Genomic DNA, 18,968 nt, shown 5'->3' on the forward strand with positions numbered 1-18,968 from the left:
CGCGCGCACTCTGGCAGCGGCACAGCCCGCCACCCGGCCTCCGGAAGGAACCCGGCATGCTCCTCGGCACCTGGAACCTGGAGAACCTGTACCGGCCCGGAGGCCCGTACGCCCCAAGGACAAGGCCGCGTACGAGACCAAGCTGGCCGCCCTTGCCGCGGTGATCACGGAACTGGACCCGACGCTGCTCGGGGTCCAGGAGGTCGGGGACCCGGAGGCGCTCGAGGACCTTGCCGGGATGCTGGGCGGCCGGTGGCACGTCACGGTCTCCCGCCATCCCGACGACCGCGGCATCCGGGTCGGCTTCCTCAGCCGTTCGCTGCCGCGGGTGCTCGCCGACACGAACGAGTTCCCCGGACGGCTGCTCCCCGTGCAGGCCGACGACGAGGGGACGACCGCGGCACACGCCGGCCGTGGCCTGCTGGCGGTGGAGGTCGCAGTCGAGGGAGTGACCCTGAAGGCCGCGGTGGCCCATCTGAAGTCCAAGCTGCTGTCCTGTCCGGGCGGCCGGTTCCAGCCGCGCGACGAGGGCGAGCGGGCCCGCTGCGCCGCGTACGCCCTCTACCGGCGTGCCGCCGAGGCGACGCCCCTCCGCGCACTCGCCGACGAGTTGCTCGCGGGCGGGGGCGACAGAGACGACGTCGCCGTACTGGGCGACATGAACGACGAGGTGCAGGCGGCCACCACCCAGATCCTGCTGGGCCCGCCCGGCTCCGAGATCGGCACCCCCGGGTACGAGCACCGGGACCGCGGCGACGCGCAGCGCCTGTGGGACGTGGCGCCGCTCATCCCCGCGGAGCAGCGCTACTCACGCATCACCTCGGGGCGACGCGAACTGATCGACCACATGCTGGTGAGCCACCGAATGGTGCACCGGCTGACGGCGGCGGGCGCCGGCCTGCCGGGCGACAACGCCCCGCGTCTGCCGTCGGTCGGCGCCGACCCGGGCGAGCGGCGGGGGCACCGGGTTCGGACCACGCACCGGTGTGGGTGCGCCTGGACTCGTGAGAGCGGCCGGACCGCGAGGGGCACCCCGATCGGCTCCCTGCCTCCGGTGCCCGGCCGTCCACGCCGTTCGGCGCGCGGTTCCGGTCACGGCGGGGCGTGAGACGTCGTCATGTCGTCGGGACACCCGGTGCGGGCGGCTTCGGCGGTGTGGAACGAAGCCTGGAAGCGGCGTCCCCGGCAGACACAACACCCCGAGCATGTACGGCGGTCCGGGCCTGCGGGAACGGGAGCGGGCCCGAGGGCGTAGCCGGCCCCCGGGCCCTGGAATGCCGCCCATATGGGCACGCCGGCACGCTTGAGGACCCAGGTCAGTCGTCATGTCGCCGCGTCCTGCCTTTGGACCATCGCGCATCGAGCTGCGCGAGCTGGACTTGAACCAGCACTTCGACGTCCCGGGGCCTGGGCCCGGTCGATCCGGCGATCGGCGGCGAATGCTGAGTCTGGAGCAAGAGTCTGAGATTGATCGCGGTCTGCCTCTGCCAATTGGGCTACCGCGGCAGGTAGTTGTGCCGCGGGGAGGACTCGAACCTCCACTGGGACCGCGTCGTCACGACAAGCTTCAGCTTCAGCTTGCGCTCCTCGCGCACCCCGGCCGTCGTTCGTGATGGCCGGGGAGTTCTTGAGGCTACCCGAACAGATAGCCGAACACGGCGTCCCCGACACGCTGGTCGACGACGTCCGCTCCGTTCGCCTCCTCCCGGGCGAACTTGACGGCCTGCTGCAGCCTCTCGACCCGGTCCAGCAGCTCGTTCACACGGCGGGCCGGCAGGGCTCCGGAGAACTTCACCGTCGTCCAGTACCCGACGGGCACGTCCTCGTAGTACACCTCGACCTGTGCCGGGTGCTTCTCGGTGGCCTCCGCCTTCACATGGTTGCGGGGCACCTTCTTCGTGCGCAGCGTCCGCACCGGCTCGGTCTTCCACGCGTCGGTGGACGGGTCCTGCACCCAGGACTCGGAGGCGTCGAGGAGCGGCAGCTTGCGGACGAAGGTGTTGAGGTCGACGAGCTGCTTCTCCAGGAAGAGCAGATAGGCCACGGGAACGTCCGCGACGAGCACCCGCCCGTCCACCTTCACGTCCGCCCTGGCGGTGCAGTTGGCCCAGTCCTTCGTGGCGGTGACGTCGAACAGTCGCGTGAGCGTCTCCGCGGTCCGCCGCAGCACGTCCTCCGCCTGCACCTGGACTCGCGTCGACTCGGGCGGCAACTGCTCGCCCTCTTCGTCCTTCGGCTGGTACGTACGCGAGATGCCGGCCAGCAACGCGGGCTTCTGCAGCCCGTGGTGGGCGGCGGTCAGGTCCTGGTGCGACTTGGACTTGATGCCCTTCTCGACTGCGATGATCTGATTGAGTTTCGCCACGCCCGCGACGGTAGCAGCGTCAACTGAGGTCATTCGAAGGATTTTCCGACGGCGGAGTCCTTCGCGGAGGACAGGGCGTCCGCGAAGAGCTCCCCGGCCGTCCCGATGCCCTCGGCGAGTCTGCCGGGGTGTGCGCCCAGACCCGCCACGATCCCGTCGACGCCCCGCAGTCCCGCCCGCTCCAGCAGCAGTTTCTCGTTGGTGACCCACTCCCCCCTGGCCGCGAGCACGGCGTGGGCGGTCTGTGTCGCGGCCAGCGCCAGGGCGCCGGCCACCTCGGTGAGGCGGCCCTTCGGGGCATGCGCGGCCTTCGCGTACGAGAGCGTGGCACCTGCCGTGCCGTACCAGCGTTCCGGCGCGGAGGCCCGCAGTTTCGGCGGATAGGTGTCCGGGCGGTCGAGCGTGCCCCGCAGTACACGGTTGATCGCCAGCTCGGCCACGACCAGGTAGCTCGGGATGCCGGCGAGGTGGAAGAGCAGCGGCTCCACATGGAAGCGGCCGGCCTCGGCCTCGGCCCACTCGTGCTCCACCACGTCGAGATCGCGGTAGTGGACGTCGACGCGGCGGCCGTCGATGGTCAGCCAGGCGCCGCCGTTGAACACTCCCCCGCCCCAGTCTCCGATCCCGCTGACCTCGCCGGGCCAGCCGACGGCCCGCAGAGCGGCCGGGTCGAACGTCCGGCCCCGGTAGTACACGGCCAGGTCCCAGTCGCTGTCCGGGCGGTGGGTGCCCTGCGCGCGGGATCCGCCGAGGGCGACGGCCCCGACTCCGGGAAGGGCGGCGAGGCGGTCGGCCACCTCGTCGAGGAACGCCTGCTCGTCCACCGGTCTCCCCTCGTCATGGGCACGGAAGGCCCACCGTAGCCCGCAGGCGACCCTGCGTCCGCCGGTTTCGACGGGGCCGGGGCGTCCGTGCGGGCGCGGAAATCGGGATGCGGTGACCGAGCCGAACACGCATCATCGGCGGGTTGTCGTCGGACCGGCGCACGGCCGGTCCGGACCGGTCCTCGACCCCGGGAGCTCTCATGCCGAAACGCATCACCGTGCCCTCCCTGTTTCCCCCGCCCCGCTATGCGCACGCCTCCGTCGTGGAGGCGGGAACCCGGCTCGCGTTCCTCGCCGGCGCGGTACCCCTCGACGCCGACGGAAAGCTCATCGGCGAGGGCGATCCCGTACGGCAGGCCCGGCAGGTGCTCGCCAACCTCGACGAGCAACTGCGCGCGGCCGGCAGCGACCTGGAACACGTCGTGTCGACGGACGTCTACGTGGTGAGCAGCGAGCCCGCCGTGCTCTCCGCGGTCTGGGACGTCGTCGAGGCCTCGGCGCTCAGCACCGGGCCGCATTCGTCGACCCTCATCGGCGTGGCCTGCCTCGGCTACACGGGACAGCTTGTGGAGATCACGGCGACGGCCGTCATCCCCGGAGAGGTCGAGGGGGCCGACGCCTAGCACGCCGTGTCTCGTACCGGAGGTCTCGCGCCGTGCCTCCCGGCCGGTTCTAGGGTTCGGTCGGCAGGCCCGCCGCCTCGGCCGCCGTCCGCAGCACGTCCCGCAGCATCTCGGGGGTGAGCAGTCCCGTGAAGGTGTTGCGCTGGCTGACGTGGAAACAGCCGAAGAGGTCCAGTCCGTCCAGCTGGACCCGGGCCCCGTGCCGGAACACGGGCCGTGGACGGGGCACCGCAAGGCCTGCCTCCGCGAGTGCGGTCAGGGTCGACTGCCACCCGAAGGCGCCGAGCGCGACCACGGATCTCAGGGACGGGCGCAGCAGCCGCAGCTCCTCTACGAGCCATGGCCTGCAGGTGTCCCGTTCCGCGGGGGTCGGCTTGTTCTCGGGCGGTGCGCAGTGCACCGGCGAGGTGACCCGTACTCCGTACAGCTCCAGGCCGTCGTCGGCGGACACGGATGTGGGCTGGGACGCCAGCCCCACGTCGTGCATTGCCGCGTACAGCACGTCTCCGGACCGGTCCCCGGTGAACATGCGCCCGGTCCGGTTTCCGCCGTGGGCGGCGGGAGCGAGGCCGACCACGAGCATCCGGGCGTCGTGCGGTCCGAAACCCGGCACCGGCCGGCCCCAGTACGTCCAGTCGGCGAACGCGACGCGCTTGGTGCGGGCCACCTCCTCCCGCCATGCGACCAGGCGAGGGCAGGCACGGCATCCCGTGATCCGATCGTCCAGCCGGGCGAGACTGCTGAGGTCCATGACTCCACGGTAGGACGTGCCGGTACGGGCCCGGACCCGAGGCGCCCCGTTCGGAAATGCCGTGCGGTCCACGCAGCTCAGGGGACTAAGGTCGGGACCATGGCTTCTGTACGTGCGGACGACGACAGGACGGGCCGGACGGTCGCGGACCGGGAGTCCGGGGTCGGCCTGGACCGCGAGGCGGAGGACCGGCGGGACACCGGCACGAGCGGGACGAGCCGTGCATCCGACGCATCGGGCCCGGAGGACACGGGCCACGGCGCCGCGGGCGGGCAGGCCATGGATGCGAAGACCGCCTCCGCGGTGGCGGCCGCGAAGGCGGCCGGGCCGTCCAACGGCGAGAGTGTGCGCATCGACAGCTGGATCTGGTCCGTGCGGCTCGTGAAGACCCGCTCGATCGGCGCCGACGCCTGCAAGGGCGGCCATGTGCGGGTGAACGGTGAGCGTGTGAAGCCCGCGTACGCCGTCCGCGTCGGCGACGAGGTGCGCCTGCGGCACGAGGGCCGGGAGCGGATCGTCGTCGTCAAGCAGCTGATCCGCAAACGGGTCGGAGCCCCGGTGGCCGTCCAGTGCTACATCGACAACAGCCCGCCCTCGCCGCCCCGCGAGGCGGTGGCCCCGGCCGGCATCCGCGACCGCGGCGCGGGGCGCCCCACCAAGCGCGACCGCCGCGAGATGGAACGCCTTCGCGGCCTCGGAGCGGCACCCGGCGGCTTCGCCGAGGCTCTTCGGACACAGGGCCAGGGCCGGTCGCAGAACCGATCGGCCGGCCGGCGCCCGTCCGAAGGCCGCGGCCGGGCGGACGACCAGGGCGGCGCCGAGGGGCTGTGAGAGCGGGCCACGGAGCGTGGACCGCACCAGGGAGCGAGGCGGCGGGCCGTGCCGGGGCGGTCCGGCCCGGATGTCCCTCTCGCACCGGCACATGAGCGGCCGCAGGCTCGGGGCGGTCATGCCCCGTGTCGTACGGGACGGAGCAGCTCGGCCGTGCGGTGGCGGCGGGCCCAGGCGATCAGGATCAACGGGACGAGCAGCATCAGCGGGGTAGCCGCGTTCTGGCCGTCGAAGACCGTGAGCTGCACGATGAAGGCACCTACCATCAGCGCGGACAGCGCCACCGCCGCGACCGACGACAGCACCGGGATCAGCAGCGCGATCGCCCCGGCCAGTTCCAGTGCGCCGATGATGTACATCCCCGTGCTTCCCCAGCCGATCCTGTCGAAGGACTCGGCGGCCGACGGATGCGCGATCAGTTTGGGCAGCGCGCTCGCGACTGCGTAGAAGAGCGCGAGCGCGATCTGCAGCGCGTACAGGGAGATCTCGGCACGACGGCCGCGGCTGCGCCCGTGGTCCGTGGAGGGGACGGCGGAAGCGGCACGGGGTGCGGTGGTCCCGGACATGGGGTGCTCCTCGGTGATCAGGTGCTCGGTGCTGTCACAGAGGCAGACCCGTGTGCTTGCCACAACTCATCGCCGTCCGCCGCCGTGTTTCCCGGAGACCTCATCCGCCTGCCGCATCCATCGGCACCGCCCGCACCCATATCCGGTCCTCGGTCAGATACCGGTCCACCCTCAGCCCGGCCTCTTCGAGCGCCTCCTCGAAGACCTCTCTGCTCAGCGGCCGGGCCAGGAAGGTCTGCGTCCAGGCCGCGTCGGGGAACTCGTACTCCGCGCGCACCGAGTTGACTCCGTCACCGACCGGCTGCGAGGACACGATCCGCACGGTGAAGCCGCTCGGATCGACACGCTCACGTGGAGTGTCGGTGTGGTAGTCCTCCCCCTCGCGCTGGATCAGCACACACCCGCCGGGCGCCACATGCCGGACGCACGCCCTCAGCAGTCCCCGACGCACCTCCACGTCCCCGGCGTGCACCAGGAACGAGGCGAGCATCACCACGTCGAACGTCTCGTCCAGCTCGAGGGCCTCGATCGGGCTGCAGAGCGTACGCGCGCCACGCACTCGTTCCAGCATCTCCGGTGACTCGTCCACCGCCGTGACCCTGAAGCCGCGCTCCAGCAGCGGATGAGTCATCCGGCCGACCCCGCTGCCCAGCTCCAGGATGCGCGCGCCCCCGGGCACCGCCGCGGAGATGATGTCCGGCTCGTCCCCGATCGGCAGCCGTGAGTACAGCTCGACCGCGCAGCCGTCGGGTGTGATCGCGCCCGGGCCCGTGCCCCCGTAACCGTCCCGCATCGTCACCTTCATGCCCGTCCAACGGACCGCGCTGCGCGCCCCGTTCCCTCAACCCCCTCACTCGATAGAGTGAATGTTCGGGGATGGAACGCATGACCGGGCCGGTCAGAGCACGAACCAGCCGTGCCCCCCGTACCAGTGCCCGCCCGCCCTCAGATGGTCCACCACGGCCCGCTCGACACTGCTCCGTCGCGGCAGGTCCGCCACCGGCAGTTCGGGGTCACCGAAGACGAACCCGACGGGCACGCCGTCGTCCGGCGTCGTCTCCTGGTGCGTGAGCTCGAAGCGGTCCTGGAAGCGGATGATGTTCGAGTCGGCCGGGAGATGGTGCCTGAGCTGCGGGTCCAGCAGCCAGGAGTGGCAGACCGCGATCTCGTACGGCTCCTCGGGGAAGTGCTCGGCGAAGAAGGCACGGGCGAGTGCCAGCGACCGCTCGCAGGCGGAGGGCGTGAGCGGGCCGCGGAAGTCGGGTATGTGCACGCTCAGACACGGGTCCCCGGGCCCCGGTCTCCCGCCCGAGGCCGCGACCGCCTCCCCCGTGCGCTGCCCGAGCCGAGCGCGCTGATACTGCAGCCGTCCCAGCTGGAACAGCTCCCCGTGGAAGTACAGCGCCGTCCACCACGGGAACAGCAGCCCGCCCGTGCCGCGCCGCCGACGGTGCACGGCCATCTGCCGGCCGAGGTCGGCGAGCGTACGGCGGGAGACGTCCTCCGGGACGCCGCGCCCACGGTGGTAGGCGCGCACATGCGGCAGAGCCGCGACGAAGACGTACACATGGAAGAGCCGCCCGAGCGGTCCCGCCGACTCCGGGAACGACGGGGGCTCCCAGCCCTTCCCGATCTCCCCCATGTCCCGCACGAAGCGGGCGGCGCACCGCGCCAGCAGGGCCATCGCCTCGTCGTCCTGCGCGAGCCGGCTCCGGAGCGCGACGAGGTCGTTGATGTCCTCGTGGGGCACCGACAGATCGAGCAGCACGTCGGGCAGCTCGTCCGCGTGAGGCAGCACGGCCTCGCCGGGAGCGTCCTCCTCGCTCTCGAGATCCCTCAGCCACTCGGCGAGCCTCGCGTCCGCCCGCAGCGCCTTCAGCAGCACCATCGCCCCTCCCCCGGGGACCGGTCCCGCGCGCTCCGCGCGATCCATGGGATCCGGTCACCGTTCCCTGGTGAACGTGCACGACGAAGGGTACTTGTCCTGGTGGGAGTAGTGATGTGAATGCGTACGGGCAGTGAGCCGGCGACAGCGCGCAGTGCGCTGCGGGCACGCTTCTGGCTGAGCGTGTGGGGTCTGGTCTGGGCGACCTTCGGAACGATCGCCTTCGCCCTGGTGGGCCGGCCCGGCTGGGCGGCCGCGTGCGGTGTCCTGTGGCTGGTCGTCGCCGTGGACCTGGCCGTGATCCTGCACCACATGCACCAGGGCCCTCACTGGCAGCCGGGCCGCGACGTCCCGCCCTACACTCCGCCGGACCACCGACGGTAGCGGGCCCCGGGGAAGCCCGGGCGCCCACCGAGCGACGACTCGCCGAAGGCGGCGAGCCCGCTACGAGTCGAAGCGTGCCGCCTTCAGGTACTGCGGGTTCGGGTCCAGGGCCGCCGCCAGCCGGAAGTGCCGCTTCGCCTCCTCCGGCCGCGCCTGGCGCTCATAGGTGCGGGCCAGCGCGAAGTGCGCGAAGGCGTTGTCCGGCTCACGCTCCAGCACGATGCTGAACTCCAGCTCGGCGGGACGCAGTTGCGCGGCGGCGAAGAAGGCACGCGCACGCAGCAGCCGCGCGGCGGTGTTCTCCGGATGAGCGGCGATCACGCCGTCGAGCAGTTTCACCGCGCCCCGCGGGTCCCGCGCGGCGAGCAGCTGCTCGGCGGCGCGGAAGTCGATCACATGTGTCTCCGGAGTACGTCCGGTCGGATCGCTGTTCTCGGGCACGGCAAAGTCCTTCCCTTACTGCACCGGTTCAACGCCCCCGATGGTGACCGCTATTCCTGTGAGCGTTGCGCCCTGCGCACGAGATCCACCCATACGTCCCTTACGCTCCGCTCCAGCCGAGGCAGATCCACATCGTTGTCGATCACGATGTCCGCGATCTCCAGACGCTTGTCCCGTGTCGCCTGCGCGGCCATGCGCGCGCGTGCGTCCTCCTCGGTCATGCCCCGCAGTCGCACCAGCCGGTCGAGCTGGGTGGCGGGGCTCGCGTCGACGACGACCACGACGTCGTACAGCGGGGCGAGCGCGTTCTCGGCGAGGAGGGGGACGTCGTGCACGACGACGGCGTCCTCGGGCGCGGCGGCCTCCAGCTCCCGGGAGCGGGCGCCCACCAGGGGGTGCACGATCGCGTTCAGGACGGCGAGCTTCTCCGGGTCGGCGAACACGACGGAGCCGAGCTTGGGCCGGTCCAGGCTGCCGTCCGGCGCGAGGACGCCCGCGCCGAAGGCGTCGGCGACCGCGGCCAGGCCCGGGGTTCCGGGCGCGACGACCTCGCGCGCGATACGGTCCGCGTCGATCAGCACGGCCCCGCACTCCACGAGCAGTCGCGACACCTCGCTCTTGCCGGCTCCGATACCGCCGGTCAGACCCACCTTCAGCATGACGGGAAGCCTACGGCCTGCCACCGACGGCCGGCAGGACAGGTCCCCGCGTTCAGCCGTCGCCCTCGCGTTCCGCCAGGAAGCGCTCGAATTCCTGCCCGATCTCGTCCGCGGACGGGATCTCGACGGGTTCGGCGAGCATGTTGCCGCGGGTCTCGGCCCCCGCTGCGGCGTCGTACTGGTGCTCGAGGCCCTGCACGAGTGCGACCAGTTCCTCGTCGCCCTCCTGGATCTGCCGGTCGATCTCCGTCTGCGTGCGGTAGGCGTCCGTGCGCAGGGTGTGCGCGACGGTCGGCAGGACGAGCCCGGTCGCGGCGGTGATGGCCTCCAGGACCGTCAGCGCGGCGTCCGGGTAGGGAGAGCGGGCGATGTAGTGGGGCACATGGGCCGCGACGCCCAGGACATCGTGTCCCGCCTGCATCAGCCGGTACTCGAGCAGGGACTCGGCGCTGCCGGGCACCTGCGCCTCGTCGAACGGGCTGCTGTGCCCCGGAACGAGGTCGGTGCGGTTGCCGTGCGGGGTGAGGCCCACCGGGCGGGTGTGCGGCACGCCCATGGGGATCCCGTGGAAGCTCACGGACAGACGGACGCCGAGCCGCTCCACGATCTGCCGGACTGCGCCGGCGAAGCGCTCCCATTCGACGTCGGGCTCGGGACCCGACAGCAGCAGGAAGGGCGCTCCGGTGGCGTCCTGGACGAGGCGCACCTCGATCGAGGGCTCCTCGTAGCCGGCCCAGCGGTCGCGCTTGAAGGTGAGCAGCGGACGGCGGGCGCGGTAGTCGACGAGCCGGTCGTGGTCGAAGCGGGCCACGACCTGGTGGGGCAGCGAGTCGAGGAGCCGGTCGACGATCTGGTCGCCGGTCTCACCCGCGTCGATGTAGCCGTCGAAGTGGTAGAGCATGACCAATCCGGCCGACTCCTGGGCGAGCGCCATGTCGACGACGGCCAGGCCCTTCGGCTCCCATGCGTACAAACCCTGCGGATCAAGCACGTAGACCGCTCCTCCTCGTGTTCGCCGTGGTCAACGCCCCGGGGGACACGGGCATTCCCGTATCCCCCGGGAGCGTCACGCCATGGCGCTCCGGCCGGGCCGGATCGCCGCGGCGGCGGGTCGACTCAGGAGGCGAGGACGCGCTGGTGCAGTTCCGTGACGACCTTGCGCGCCGAGGAGATCGCCCCGTGCTGCCAGGCGTCCAGGTAGCTCAGGTAGTCACCGGCGAAGTACACGTTGCCCTGCGGCTTGTTGAGCGGTGCGTACGCCGGGGCGTCGGGGCCGCCGGGCATGGAGTGCCAGGCGCCCTCGAGATGCGGGACGAGCTTCCACTGGTGGGAGAAGGAGGCGGCCAGTTCGGTGCGGTACTTGTCTCCGTGGATCATGACGCCCTGGGCCACGGCGCGTTCCAGGCGTTCGGCCGGGGTGAGCGCCGAGTACACCTCGGAGTGGGCACCCGTGTTGTAGTAGCCGATGATCAGACCGCGGTCGCCGAGATGGCCGTAGGAGGGGTACCAGATGTGGTCCAGGTCCATGTCGGTCTCGGTGATGCCACCGAAGATCCTGAAGTCCTTCTCCCACCAGCGGCTCCTGTACTCGAGGCCGATCTTCGAGGCGTAGGAGGGCTTCACCGCGAGGAGCGCGGTCTGCACCTCGGGACCGAGGTTGTGCGGTGTCCTCGCGAGCAGGTGCGGGGCCACGGTGGCGACACAGTAGTCGGCCTTGACCACCCGGGTGCGGCCGTGCTGGGTGTAGGTGACACGGACGCCGTCACCGGTGTTCCTGATGTCGGTGACCGCCGCCCCGGTCCGGATCCGCTCCTGGCCGATGGCACGGGCGAAGGCCTCGGGTATCCGGTCCATGCCGCCGACCGGCTGGAACATCAGCATCGCCTGGTCGTAGCCGAACTCGAAGGAGAAGTAGCGGCCCACGTTGGAGGCGAAGACCTCGGACAGGGTGGGGACACCGCCGAGTTCGTCGCCGGGGGTGCCGGAGGCGCCCGGATCCACGGTGAAGCCGCGGTGCTCGGTTCCCGCGTACGTGTAGTCGGCACCGAGGGAGCCGTAGCTCTTGAGGAAGGTGAGCAGCCGCTCCTTGTCGTCGGCCGTCAACTCGCCGTCGAGGGCGCCGGCGTTGGTGGCCTTGGAGAGCAGTTCGGATACGTAGCCGTAGACGTCGGCCTTCGCGGTCCGGTACCGGACCGGTGCCGCCATGCCTCTGCCCGGGTTGTAGATGAGGGCGCTGGCGTTGGAGTTGGTGAACACCTCGACGGGCACGCCCAGTTCACGGCAGTAGTCGAGGGTGACCATCCACTGGGCGAGCCGGGCGGGGCCCGCGTTCATGTACTGGCCCTTGCTGAAACGGGCCGTCTGCTCGACGCCGTTGATGTCCGTGAGGCTGTCACCGCCACGGACGGTGAGGTTGCGGCCGCCGACGCGGTCGCGGGCTTCGAGGACCGTACAGTCGTAGCCGGCCTTGCCCAGCTCGTACGCGCAGGTGAGACCGGCGATGCCGGCTCCGATGACGACGACCTCGGCGGGTCTGCCGGATCGCCCCTGAAGGGTGAAGTCGCTGCGGCGGGGCGCCTGGAACGGCGCCTCCTTCTCGGCCGCGTAGGCGGCGGTGGGGGCGAGGCCCAGCGCCCCCATGGTGGCGAACATGGCGCCGGCGCCGCCGGTGAGACCGACGTTCCTCAGGAACGCCCGCCGACTCGTTCCCGACCCGTGCTGAGGCTGTGCCATGGAATGGGCTCCCCTTCCGATCTTGAACGAAGACCGGGGAAGCCTGGCAGTGGGCGGTTACGGCCCATCGGTTGCCGGTGTAACCCACACGTTTCTGCAGAGTCCAGTACGGCCTGTCCGGCGATCGGGCGGACGCCTGCACCAAGGGCCCGCACCCTGAACGGGTGCGGGCCCTTGGCTATCGGCTAGGCAGCCTCAGCGGTGAGCGTCAGCTCTGGCCGCCGGCCAGCTTCTCGCGCAGAGCGGCAAGCGCCTCGTCCGAGGCGAGCGCACCGGAGGTGTCGCTGCCCTCGGAGGAGTACGAACCGCCGGTCGCGGCCGGAGCGGCGGCCTCGCCACCCTCGGCGGCAGCGGCGGCGTCCGCCTCGCGGGACTTGATGACCTGCTGCTGGTGCTGCTCGAAGCGCTGCTGCGCCTCGGCGTACTGGCGCTCCCACTCCTCGCGCTGCTTCTCGTAGCCCTCGAGCCAGTCGTTGGTCTCGGGGTCGAAGCCCTCGGGGTAGATGTAGTTGCCCTGGTCGTCGTAGGACGCGGCCATGCCGTACAGGGTCGGGTCGAACTCGACCGAGGCCGGGTCGGCACCGAAGGACTCGTTGGCCTGCTTCAGCGAGAGGCTGATGCGACGGCGCTCGAGGTCGATGTCGATGACCTTGACGAAGATCTCGTCGTTGACCTGGACGACCTGCTCCGGGATCTCCACGTGGCGCTCGGCCAGCTCGGAGATGTGGACCAGGCCCTCGATGCCCTCGTCCACGCGGACGAACGCACCGAACGGAACCAGTTTCGTGACCTTACCGGGCACGACCTGGCCGATCTGGTGGGTGCGGGCGAACTGCTGCCACGGGTCTTCCTGGGTCGCCTTCAGCGAGAGGGAGACACGCTCGCGGTCCATGTCGACGTCGAGGACCTCGACGGTGACCTCCTGGCCCACCTCGACGACCTCGGACGGGTGGTCGATGTGCTTCCAGGACAGCTCGGAGACGTGGACCAGACCGTCGACGCCACCCAGGTCCACGAAGGCACCGAAGTTGACGATCGAGGAGACCACACCGGAGCGGACCTGACCCTTCTGGAGGGTCGTGAGGAACGTCTGGCGGACCTCGGACTGGGTCTGCTCCAGCCAGGCACGGCGGGACAGGACCACGTTGTTGCGGTTCTTGTCCAGCTCGATGATCTTCGCCTCGAGCTCCTTGCCGACGTACGGCTGGAGGTCGCGGACACGGCGCATCTCGACCAGCGAGGCCGGGAGGAAGCCGCGGAGGCCGATGTCGAGGATGAGACCACCCTTGACGACCTCGATGACGGTACCGGTGACGATGCCGTCCTCTTCCTTGATCTTCTCGATGGTGCCCCAGGCACGCTCGTACTGGGCGCGCTTCTTCGAGAGGATCAGGCGGCCTTCCTTGTCCTCCTTCTGGAGGACCAGGGCCTCGATCTCGTCGCCGACGGCAACGACCTCGTTCGGGTCGACGTCGTGCTTGATCGAGAGCTCGCGGCTCGGGATGACACCTTCGGTCTTGTAACCGATGTCGAGCAGGACCTCGTCCCGGTCGACCTTCACGATGACGCCGTCGACGATGTCGCCGTCGTTGAAGTACTTGATCGTCTCGTCGATCGCGGCGAGGAAGGCTTCCTCGTTACCGATGTCGTTGACCGCTACCTGCGGGGTGGTGGCGGTGGTCTCGGTGCTGCTCGTCATGTGGGAAAGGGCTCCGGTACGGACATTGAAGTCGTAGGCACTGCTTACGCCGGGAGCCCGTTTCGCTCTGTAGAAGCCGGACAGCCAAGGAAGCGCCACCTTTTAAGGACACCGGGTGCCCGGTGGCGCCTCGAGAACCGAGGGGACATACAACAGATGCGAGCGCAGCCTGCTCCGTCTGAGGCGCGCAGGCCCGCAGCGCAACTTGTAGCATACGGGGGCAGCCGGACAGGGTCAATGCGCGAAGGCGCACACCCGGGGCAGACAGCCGCATTTCCGGCACAATCCCCACGCGACACCGGCGTGTACCGGACTACGCCACCAGGTCACACGGGCCGGAGACGCATCGCCGGTGACACCGCGCGACGGGTTGGACGGAAGAGTACGACGAGGGAGCCGATCATCCAAGAGTCCGAACAGTTCGAGCCGGAAGCCACCCGACGCACGGCGGGTGTCACCGAGAGCGCCCGGGCCAACCGGGGCTGGTGGGACCGGAACGCGGACGAATACCAGATCGAACACGGCACGTTCCTCGGCGACGACCGCTTCGTGTGGTGCCCCGAGGGCCTCGACGAGGTCGAGGCCGAACTGCTCGGCCGACCGGACGACCTCAAGGGCAAGGACATCCTGGAGATCGGCGCCGGCGCTGCGCAGTGCTCGCGCTGGCTGGCCGGCCAGGGCGCGCGTCCGGTGGCGCTCGACCTCTCGCACCGGCAGCTCCAGCACGCCCTGCGCATCGGCGGCTCCGTCCCCCTGGTCCAGGCCGACGCCGCCGTCCTGCCCTTCCGGGACGCCTCCTTCGACCTGGCGTGTTCCGCCTACGGGGCGCTGCCGTTCGTCGCGGACCCCGTCCTGGTCCTGCGGGAGGTGCACCGGGTACTGCGTCCCGGCGGCCGCTTCGTGTTCTCCGTGACCCACCCGATCCGCTGGGCGTTCCCGGACGAGCCGGGGCCCGAGGGTCTGTCGGTGTCCGCCTCGTACTTCGACCGCACGCCGTACGTGGAGCAGGACGACGAGAGCCGTGCGGTGTACGTGGAGCATCACCGCACGCTCGGCGACCGGGTGCGGGACATCACGGCGTCCGGTTTCCGGCTCGTCGATCTGGTGGAGCCGGAATGGCCCGCCTGGAACACCTCGGAGTGGGGCGGCTGGTCGCCGCTGCGCGGCGGTCTGATCCCGGGGACGGCGATATTCGTGTGCCAGCGGGGCTGAGCGGGCGGTTCCGGCCAATCCGCGACGAGGGCGGCCGTTCGCGTATGCCCGCGTCGCGGGCAGGGCACAAACGACATGTCGACACGTCGCCCTCGGGGCTGCGGCGTGCGGCGCCATGCGTGGTGGGGGTATGCGCATGCACATCTGCCCGGTCTGCGAGCGGAGCGACAGGATCACGAGGCTCCGCGCCCACTGGAGTGCCCTGCCGCCGCAGGGGCGGGCCGCGGCGCCGCACCTCGCCCGTCCCTCGCTGGACGACGAGCGGTGGGCGGGACCCGTCGGGCTGCTGACCGTGGGCTGCGCCCTGCTGGTCTCCGAGGCATGGCTGGGGTACGTCGGGGTGGCCGGCGGAGGCGTCTGGCTGGTGTCGCTGCGCGACAAGGCGGCCCAGACCGCGAGGCGACGCGCCGAATGGCGCAGAAAGCTGTTCTGCCACCGCTGCGAGCACGTCTTCCTCCCCTGATGCGCCCGCCTGGAACACTGGTGCGGTGATCCGCCACGACGCTCTCGACCGTCTGCCCGTGCGCTCCGCCGTCCCCGCGCTCCGGGACGCGCTGGACGGCCACGGCGCGGCGGTGCTGTGCGCGCCGCCCGGCACCGGGAAGACGACGCTCGTGCCGCTGGTCCTCGCCGGACTGGTCGGCGACGGCCCGGCGCGCCGCGTCGTGGTCGCGGAGCCCCGGCGGATCGCCGCGCGCGCCGCGGCACGGCGGATGGCGTGGCTGCTCGGCGAGAACGCCGGGGACAGCGTCGGCCACACCGTCCGCGGCGAACGGGTGGTGGGGCGGCACACGCGCGTGGAGGTCGTCACGACCGGAGTGCTGCTGCAGCGGCTGCAACGCGACCAGGAGCTGGCGGGCGTCGACGTCGTCGTGCTGGACGAGTGCCACGAGCGGCACCTGGACGCCGACACGGTCGCCGCGTTCCTGCTGGACGTACGAGAGACGCTGCGGCCGGAGCTGCGGCTGGTGGCCGCCTCCGCGACGACGGACGCGCGGGGCTGGGCCGGGCTGCTGGGCGGGGCTCCGGTGGTCGAGGCGGAGGGCGTGTCGTACCCCGTCGAGGTGGTGTGGGCGCCTCCCGCGCGCCCCCTGCGGCCGCCGCACGGGCTGCGCGTGGACCCGGCGCTGCTCGCCCATGTCGCGTCGCTGGTGCGGCGGGCACTCGCGGAGTGCGAAGGCGACGTGCTGTGCTTCCTGCCGGGCGTGGGTGAGATCGCACGCGTGGCGGGGCATCTGGGCGACCTGGGCGGCATCGAGGTGCTCCAGGTGCACGGGCGGGCGCCGGCCGCCGTGCAGGACGCCGTGCTGTCCCCCGGAGCCGGGCGGCGGGTGGTGCTGGCGACCGCCGTCGCGGAGTCGTCGCTGACCGTGCCCGGCGTACGGGTGGTCGTGGACTGCGGACTCACCCGGGAACCGCGAGTGGACCACGCGCGCGGGCTGAGTGCGCTGACGACGGTACGCGCCTCGCAGGCCACGGGCGGACAGCGCGCGGGCCGGGCAGGGCGCGAGGCCCCGGGCCGGGTGTACCGGTGCTGGTCCGAGGCGGAGGACACACGGCTCCCCCGCTTCCCCGCCCCGGAGATCCGGCTGGCTGATCTGACGGCCTTCGCGTTGCAGGCGGCCTGCTGGGGCGATCCGGACGCGTCCGGGCTCGCGCTGCTGGATCCGCCTCCGGGCGGGGCGATGGCGGCGGCGAGGTCGGTCCTGGCGGCCATCGGCGCCGTGGATCCCGAGGGGCGGGCCACGGATCGGGGCGCGCGGATGTCCCGCCTCGGTCTGCATCCGCGGCTCGCCCGGGCACTGCTGGACGCCGCCCCGGAGGTCGGTCCGGAGCGGGCGGCCGAGGTGGTCGCCCTGCTGAGCGAGGAGCCGCCGCGGGAATACGGGGACGACCTGGCGGCGGCGTGGCGGACGGCGCGCCGCGGAGGTGACGCGTACGCGGCGCGCTGGCGGGAGGAGGCGCGCCGGCTGCGGGCCGCGGCGGACGCACCGCGGCGGACGGACACGGACGGCGCGACGAGGGCGCAGGACGACCAGGTGGCCGGTCTTGTCGCCGCCCTCGCCTTCCCCGAGCGGCTCGCCCGGGCCGACGGCGGCTCGTTCCTGATGGTGAACGGCACGCGTGCCGAGCCGGCGGCCGGCTCGCATCTGCGCGGCGCGCCGTGGCTCGCCGTGGCCGTCGCCGACCGGCCCCTCCAAGCGGGGCACGCACGCGTACGGCACGCCGCGGTGGTGGACGAGCACGTGGCCTGCCGCGCCGCCGCCGCTCTGCACACCACGGACGACGAGGTGCACTGGACCGGCGGGGATGTCGTCGCCCGGCATGTCGAGCGGCTCGGGGCGGTCGAGCTGACGGTGCGGCCCCTGCGGGAGACCGCTCCGGCCCTGGTGCGGGATGCCCTTCTCGAAGGGCTGCGGCAGGAGGGGTTCGGGCTGCTGCACTGGTCGCCCGGCGCCCGGCTGCTGCGGCAGCGTCTCGCCTTTCTGCGGCTGCACCTGGGTGCGCCCTGGCCGGAGGTCACCGACGACGCGCTCCACGCGCGCGTGGACGAATGGCTCGAGCCCGAGCTGAGCCGCGCGCGGCGACGCGCCGATCTTGCGCGGATCGACGCCGCAGGGGCCCTCGCCCGGCTGCTGCCCTGGGCCACCGGTGAGGCCGCCCGGCTCGACGAGCTCGCCCCCGAGCGGATCACCGTCCCGAGCGGGTCCGCGATACGCGTCGACTACGCGGACCCCGAGCGGCCCGTCCTCGCCGTGAAGTTGCAGGAGATGTTCGGGCTGCAGGACTCACCGGAGATCGCCGGGGTCCCCGTGCTGGTGCATCTGCTCTCCCCCGCCGGACGCCCCGCTGCCGTCACCGCGGACCTCGCCTCCTTCTGGCGGGACGGCTACCGCGCCGTACGGGCGGAACTGCGGGGCCGCTACCCCAAGCACCCCTGGCCGGAGGACCCGGCCGGTGCGGAACCGACCCGGCACACCAACGCGCGGCTCAGGCGGTGACCGGATCGGGCTCCCGCGCCCTGCCGGGCGCGGCCTCCCCGGGCGCCGGCCACGGGCCTCGACCAGGAGGGACAGCGACAGCAGGCAGACGCCGAGGACGAGGAAGCCCCACGGCAGACGGGACGTCAGCATCAGCACGAGCGTGCGGTTGTGCTTGACGAGGGCGACCGTCGACCTGATGTAGTCCGCGCGCATCTTCACATGGCCCGCGAACGCCGTGACCTTGGCGCGGCCTCCGAGGAGCGTGCCGCCGCGCAGTTCCTCCTTGTGAATCTCCTCGCCGTAGACGGGCGCGCCGGTCACGGCTCCACCCAGAACCTGCGGACCGTGGTGTACCAGCGCGTCGTGCCGGTCTTCGCGACCGATTCGGGGGTGATGCCCCGCACAGGCATGGCCTTGGGGAAGGGGACCTTCGTCCAGGGGATGGTCTGCTCGAAGTGGTAGACCTTCACGCCCCGGAAGGTCCGTGTGGCCTTGTAGTGGATGGGCGCCGTGATGCGTGCCTGCGCGTCGAAGTACTCGTAGTCCCTCTTCTGCGTCAGGAACGGCCACTTGAACTCGATGCCGTCGCGGCGGACGGGATCGCCGTCGACCGACTCGCCGGTCGCGTGCACGGGTTCCTGGGTGTGCGCGTCGAAGATGTAGCGCTCGGGGATCCGGGAGACCATCTTGCCGTCGGGACCCTGCACATAGGACAGGCCGTCCCAGACCACCACGTCCCGGCCGGCCGACTTCTCGATCTTCTTTCCGGCCTCCACATCGCCCTTCAGGGTCTGCACGATGGTGACCTCGGGGACCGTGCGGGACGTCATGGTGCCGTAGTCGAGAAGGGTGGCGTTCCTCGCCTGAAGGACCATGTCCTGGTACTGGTTCGCCGGGACCTCGGCCAGACGCGGAAAGGCGTACCAGCGCAGCAGTGGGGACAGCGCCGTGCAGAACACGGCGAGGGCGAGCAGGATCAAGCCGGCCTTGCGGCGCATCTCGTCGTCCTCC

Annotated in this window: 17 protein-coding genes and 2 pseudogenes; 7 read left to right on the forward strand and 12 right to left on the reverse strand. The window is 71.5% G+C overall.

Going from position 1 to position 18,968, the window contains the following annotated elements; genetic code table 11:
* The first annotated feature begins 56 nt into the window (after positions 1–56).
* Positions 57–1,008, forward strand: a pseudogene (locus ADL25_RS41550) (endonuclease/exonuclease/phosphatase family protein).
* Between the two features lie 625 nt (positions 1,009–1,633).
* On the opposite strand, the gene ADL25_RS41555 reads toward ADL25_RS41550, so the two are convergent.
* Both ADL25_RS41555 and ADL25_RS41560 read right to left on the reverse strand, forming a co-directional pair.
* Positions 1,634–2,365, reverse strand: coding sequence for a hypothetical protein (locus ADL25_RS41555; protein ID WP_059133135.1), 732 nt, complete (start codon positions 2,363–2,365; stop codon positions 1,634–1,636).
* A 29-nt stretch (positions 2,366–2,394) separates the two neighbouring features.
* Positions 2,395–3,189 carry a nucleotidyltransferase domain-containing protein gene (locus tag ADL25_RS41560; protein WP_059133136.1) on the reverse strand — a complete coding sequence of 265 codons (795 nt, stop codon included), beginning with the start codon at positions 3,187–3,189 and terminating at the stop codon, positions 2,395–2,397.
* A gap of 200 nt (positions 3,190–3,389) precedes the next feature.
* Between ADL25_RS41560 and ADL25_RS41565 the strand changes: the two genes are divergently transcribed.
* A complete protein-coding gene (locus tag ADL25_RS41565) occupies positions 3,390–3,812 on the forward strand; it encodes a RidA family protein (RefSeq protein WP_059133137.1) in 423 nt (140 codons plus the stop codon).
* A gap of 49 nt (positions 3,813–3,861) precedes the next feature.
* Here the strand turns inward: ADL25_RS41565 and ADL25_RS41570 are convergent, their stop codons facing one another.
* Positions 3,862–4,563 (reverse strand): uracil-DNA glycosylase, encoded by a 702-nt coding sequence (locus ADL25_RS41570; protein WP_059133138.1) that lies wholly within the window; start codon positions 4,561–4,563, stop codon positions 3,862–3,864.
* A 279-nt stretch (positions 4,564–4,842) separates the two neighbouring features.
* Between ADL25_RS41570 and ADL25_RS41575 the strand changes: the two genes are divergently transcribed.
* The gene (locus ADL25_RS41575; protein ID WP_079050969.1) at positions 4,843–5,394 is read left to right on the forward strand and encodes an RNA-binding S4 domain-containing protein; all 552 of its coding nucleotides are present in this window, start codon (positions 4,843–4,845) and stop codon (positions 5,392–5,394) included.
* 116 nt (positions 5,395–5,510) lie between these two features.
* On the opposite strand, the gene ADL25_RS41580 is transcribed toward ADL25_RS41575, so the two are convergent.
* From ADL25_RS41580 to ADL25_RS41590, 3 genes are all read right to left on the reverse strand, one after another.
* Positions 5,511–5,960, reverse strand: coding sequence for a DoxX family protein (locus tag ADL25_RS41580; RefSeq protein WP_059133284.1), 450 nt, complete (start codon positions 5,958–5,960; stop codon positions 5,511–5,513).
* A 100-nt stretch (positions 5,961–6,060) separates the two neighbouring features.
* Positions 6,061–6,765 carry a class I SAM-dependent methyltransferase gene (locus ADL25_RS41585; protein ID WP_234381268.1) on the reverse strand — a complete coding sequence of 235 codons (705 nt, stop codon included), beginning with the start codon at positions 6,763–6,765 and terminating at the stop codon, positions 6,061–6,063.
* Between the two features lie 93 nt (positions 6,766–6,858).
* Entirely contained in the window at positions 6,859–7,845 is a 987-nt protein-coding gene (locus ADL25_RS41590; protein ID WP_059133286.1) for an acyltransferase domain-containing protein, read from the reverse strand.
* A gap of 120 nt (positions 7,846–7,965) precedes the next feature.
* On the opposite strand from ADL25_RS41590, the gene ADL25_RS41595 reads away from it, so the two are divergent.
* Positions 7,966–8,229 (forward strand): DUF6343 family protein, encoded by a 264-nt coding sequence (locus ADL25_RS41595; protein ID WP_059133139.1) that lies wholly within the window; start codon positions 7,966–7,968, stop codon positions 8,227–8,229.
* Positions 8,230–8,289: 60 nt separating this feature from the next.
* On the opposite strand, the gene ADL25_RS41600 is transcribed toward ADL25_RS41595, so the two are convergent.
* From ADL25_RS41600 to rpsA, 5 genes are all read right to left on the reverse strand, one after another.
* Entirely contained in the window at positions 8,290–8,670 is a 381-nt protein-coding gene (locus ADL25_RS41600) for a tetratricopeptide repeat protein (protein WP_059133140.1), read from the reverse strand.
* 50 nt (positions 8,671–8,720) lie between these two features.
* On the reverse strand, positions 8,721–9,329 hold the full coding sequence (coaE, locus tag ADL25_RS41605; protein WP_059133141.1) for a dephospho-CoA kinase: 609 nt from the start codon (positions 9,327–9,329) through the stop codon (positions 8,721–8,723).
* Between the two features lie 52 nt (positions 9,330–9,381).
* Positions 9,382–10,320, reverse strand: a complete 939-nt coding sequence (locus ADL25_RS41610; protein WP_059133142.1) for a PAC2 family protein — start codon at positions 10,318–10,320, stop codon at positions 9,382–9,384.
* 125 nt (positions 10,321–10,445) lie between these two features.
* The gene (locus tag ADL25_RS41615; RefSeq protein ID WP_059133143.1) at positions 10,446–12,062 is read right to left on the reverse strand and encodes a flavin monoamine oxidase family protein; all 1,617 of its coding nucleotides are present in this window, start codon (positions 12,060–12,062) and stop codon (positions 10,446–10,448) included.
* Between the two features lie 208 nt (positions 12,063–12,270).
* Positions 12,271–13,761, reverse strand: a complete 1,491-nt coding sequence (gene rpsA, locus ADL25_RS41620; RefSeq protein WP_059133144.1) for a 30S ribosomal protein S1 — start codon at positions 13,759–13,761, stop codon at positions 12,271–12,273.
* A gap of 237 nt (positions 13,762–13,998) precedes the next feature.
* Here rpsA and ADL25_RS41625 point away from each other — a divergent pair, with 237 nt between their 5' ends.
* From ADL25_RS41625 to hrpB, 3 genes are all read left to right on the forward strand, one after another.
* Entirely contained in the window at positions 13,999–14,973 is a 975-nt protein-coding gene (locus tag ADL25_RS41625; protein WP_079050960.1) for a class I SAM-dependent methyltransferase, read from the forward strand.
* A gap of 130 nt (positions 14,974–15,103) precedes the next feature.
* Positions 15,104–15,436 (forward strand): hypothetical protein, encoded by a 333-nt coding sequence (locus ADL25_RS41630; protein WP_059133145.1) that lies wholly within the window; start codon positions 15,104–15,106, stop codon positions 15,434–15,436.
* Positions 15,437–15,461: 25 nt separating this feature from the next.
* Complete coding sequence (gene hrpB / locus ADL25_RS41635) at positions 15,462–17,975, forward strand: ATP-dependent helicase HrpB (RefSeq protein ID WP_059133146.1); 2,514 nt, start codon at positions 15,462–15,464, stop codon at positions 17,973–17,975.
* On the opposite strand, the pseudogene ADL25_RS41640 reads toward hrpB, so the two are convergent.
* Positions 17,965–18,955, reverse strand: a pseudogene (locus ADL25_RS41640) (DUF3068 domain-containing protein). The gene hrpB and the pseudogene ADL25_RS41640 sit on opposite strands and share 11 nt — an antisense overlap.
* Positions 18,956–18,968 lie beyond the last annotated feature (13 nt).

Source organism: Streptomyces sp. NRRL F-5122 (assembly GCF_001507435.1).
In the GTDB taxonomy this organism is placed as follows: Bacteria; Actinomycetota; Actinomycetes; order Streptomycetales; family Streptomycetaceae; genus Streptomyces; species Streptomyces lannensis.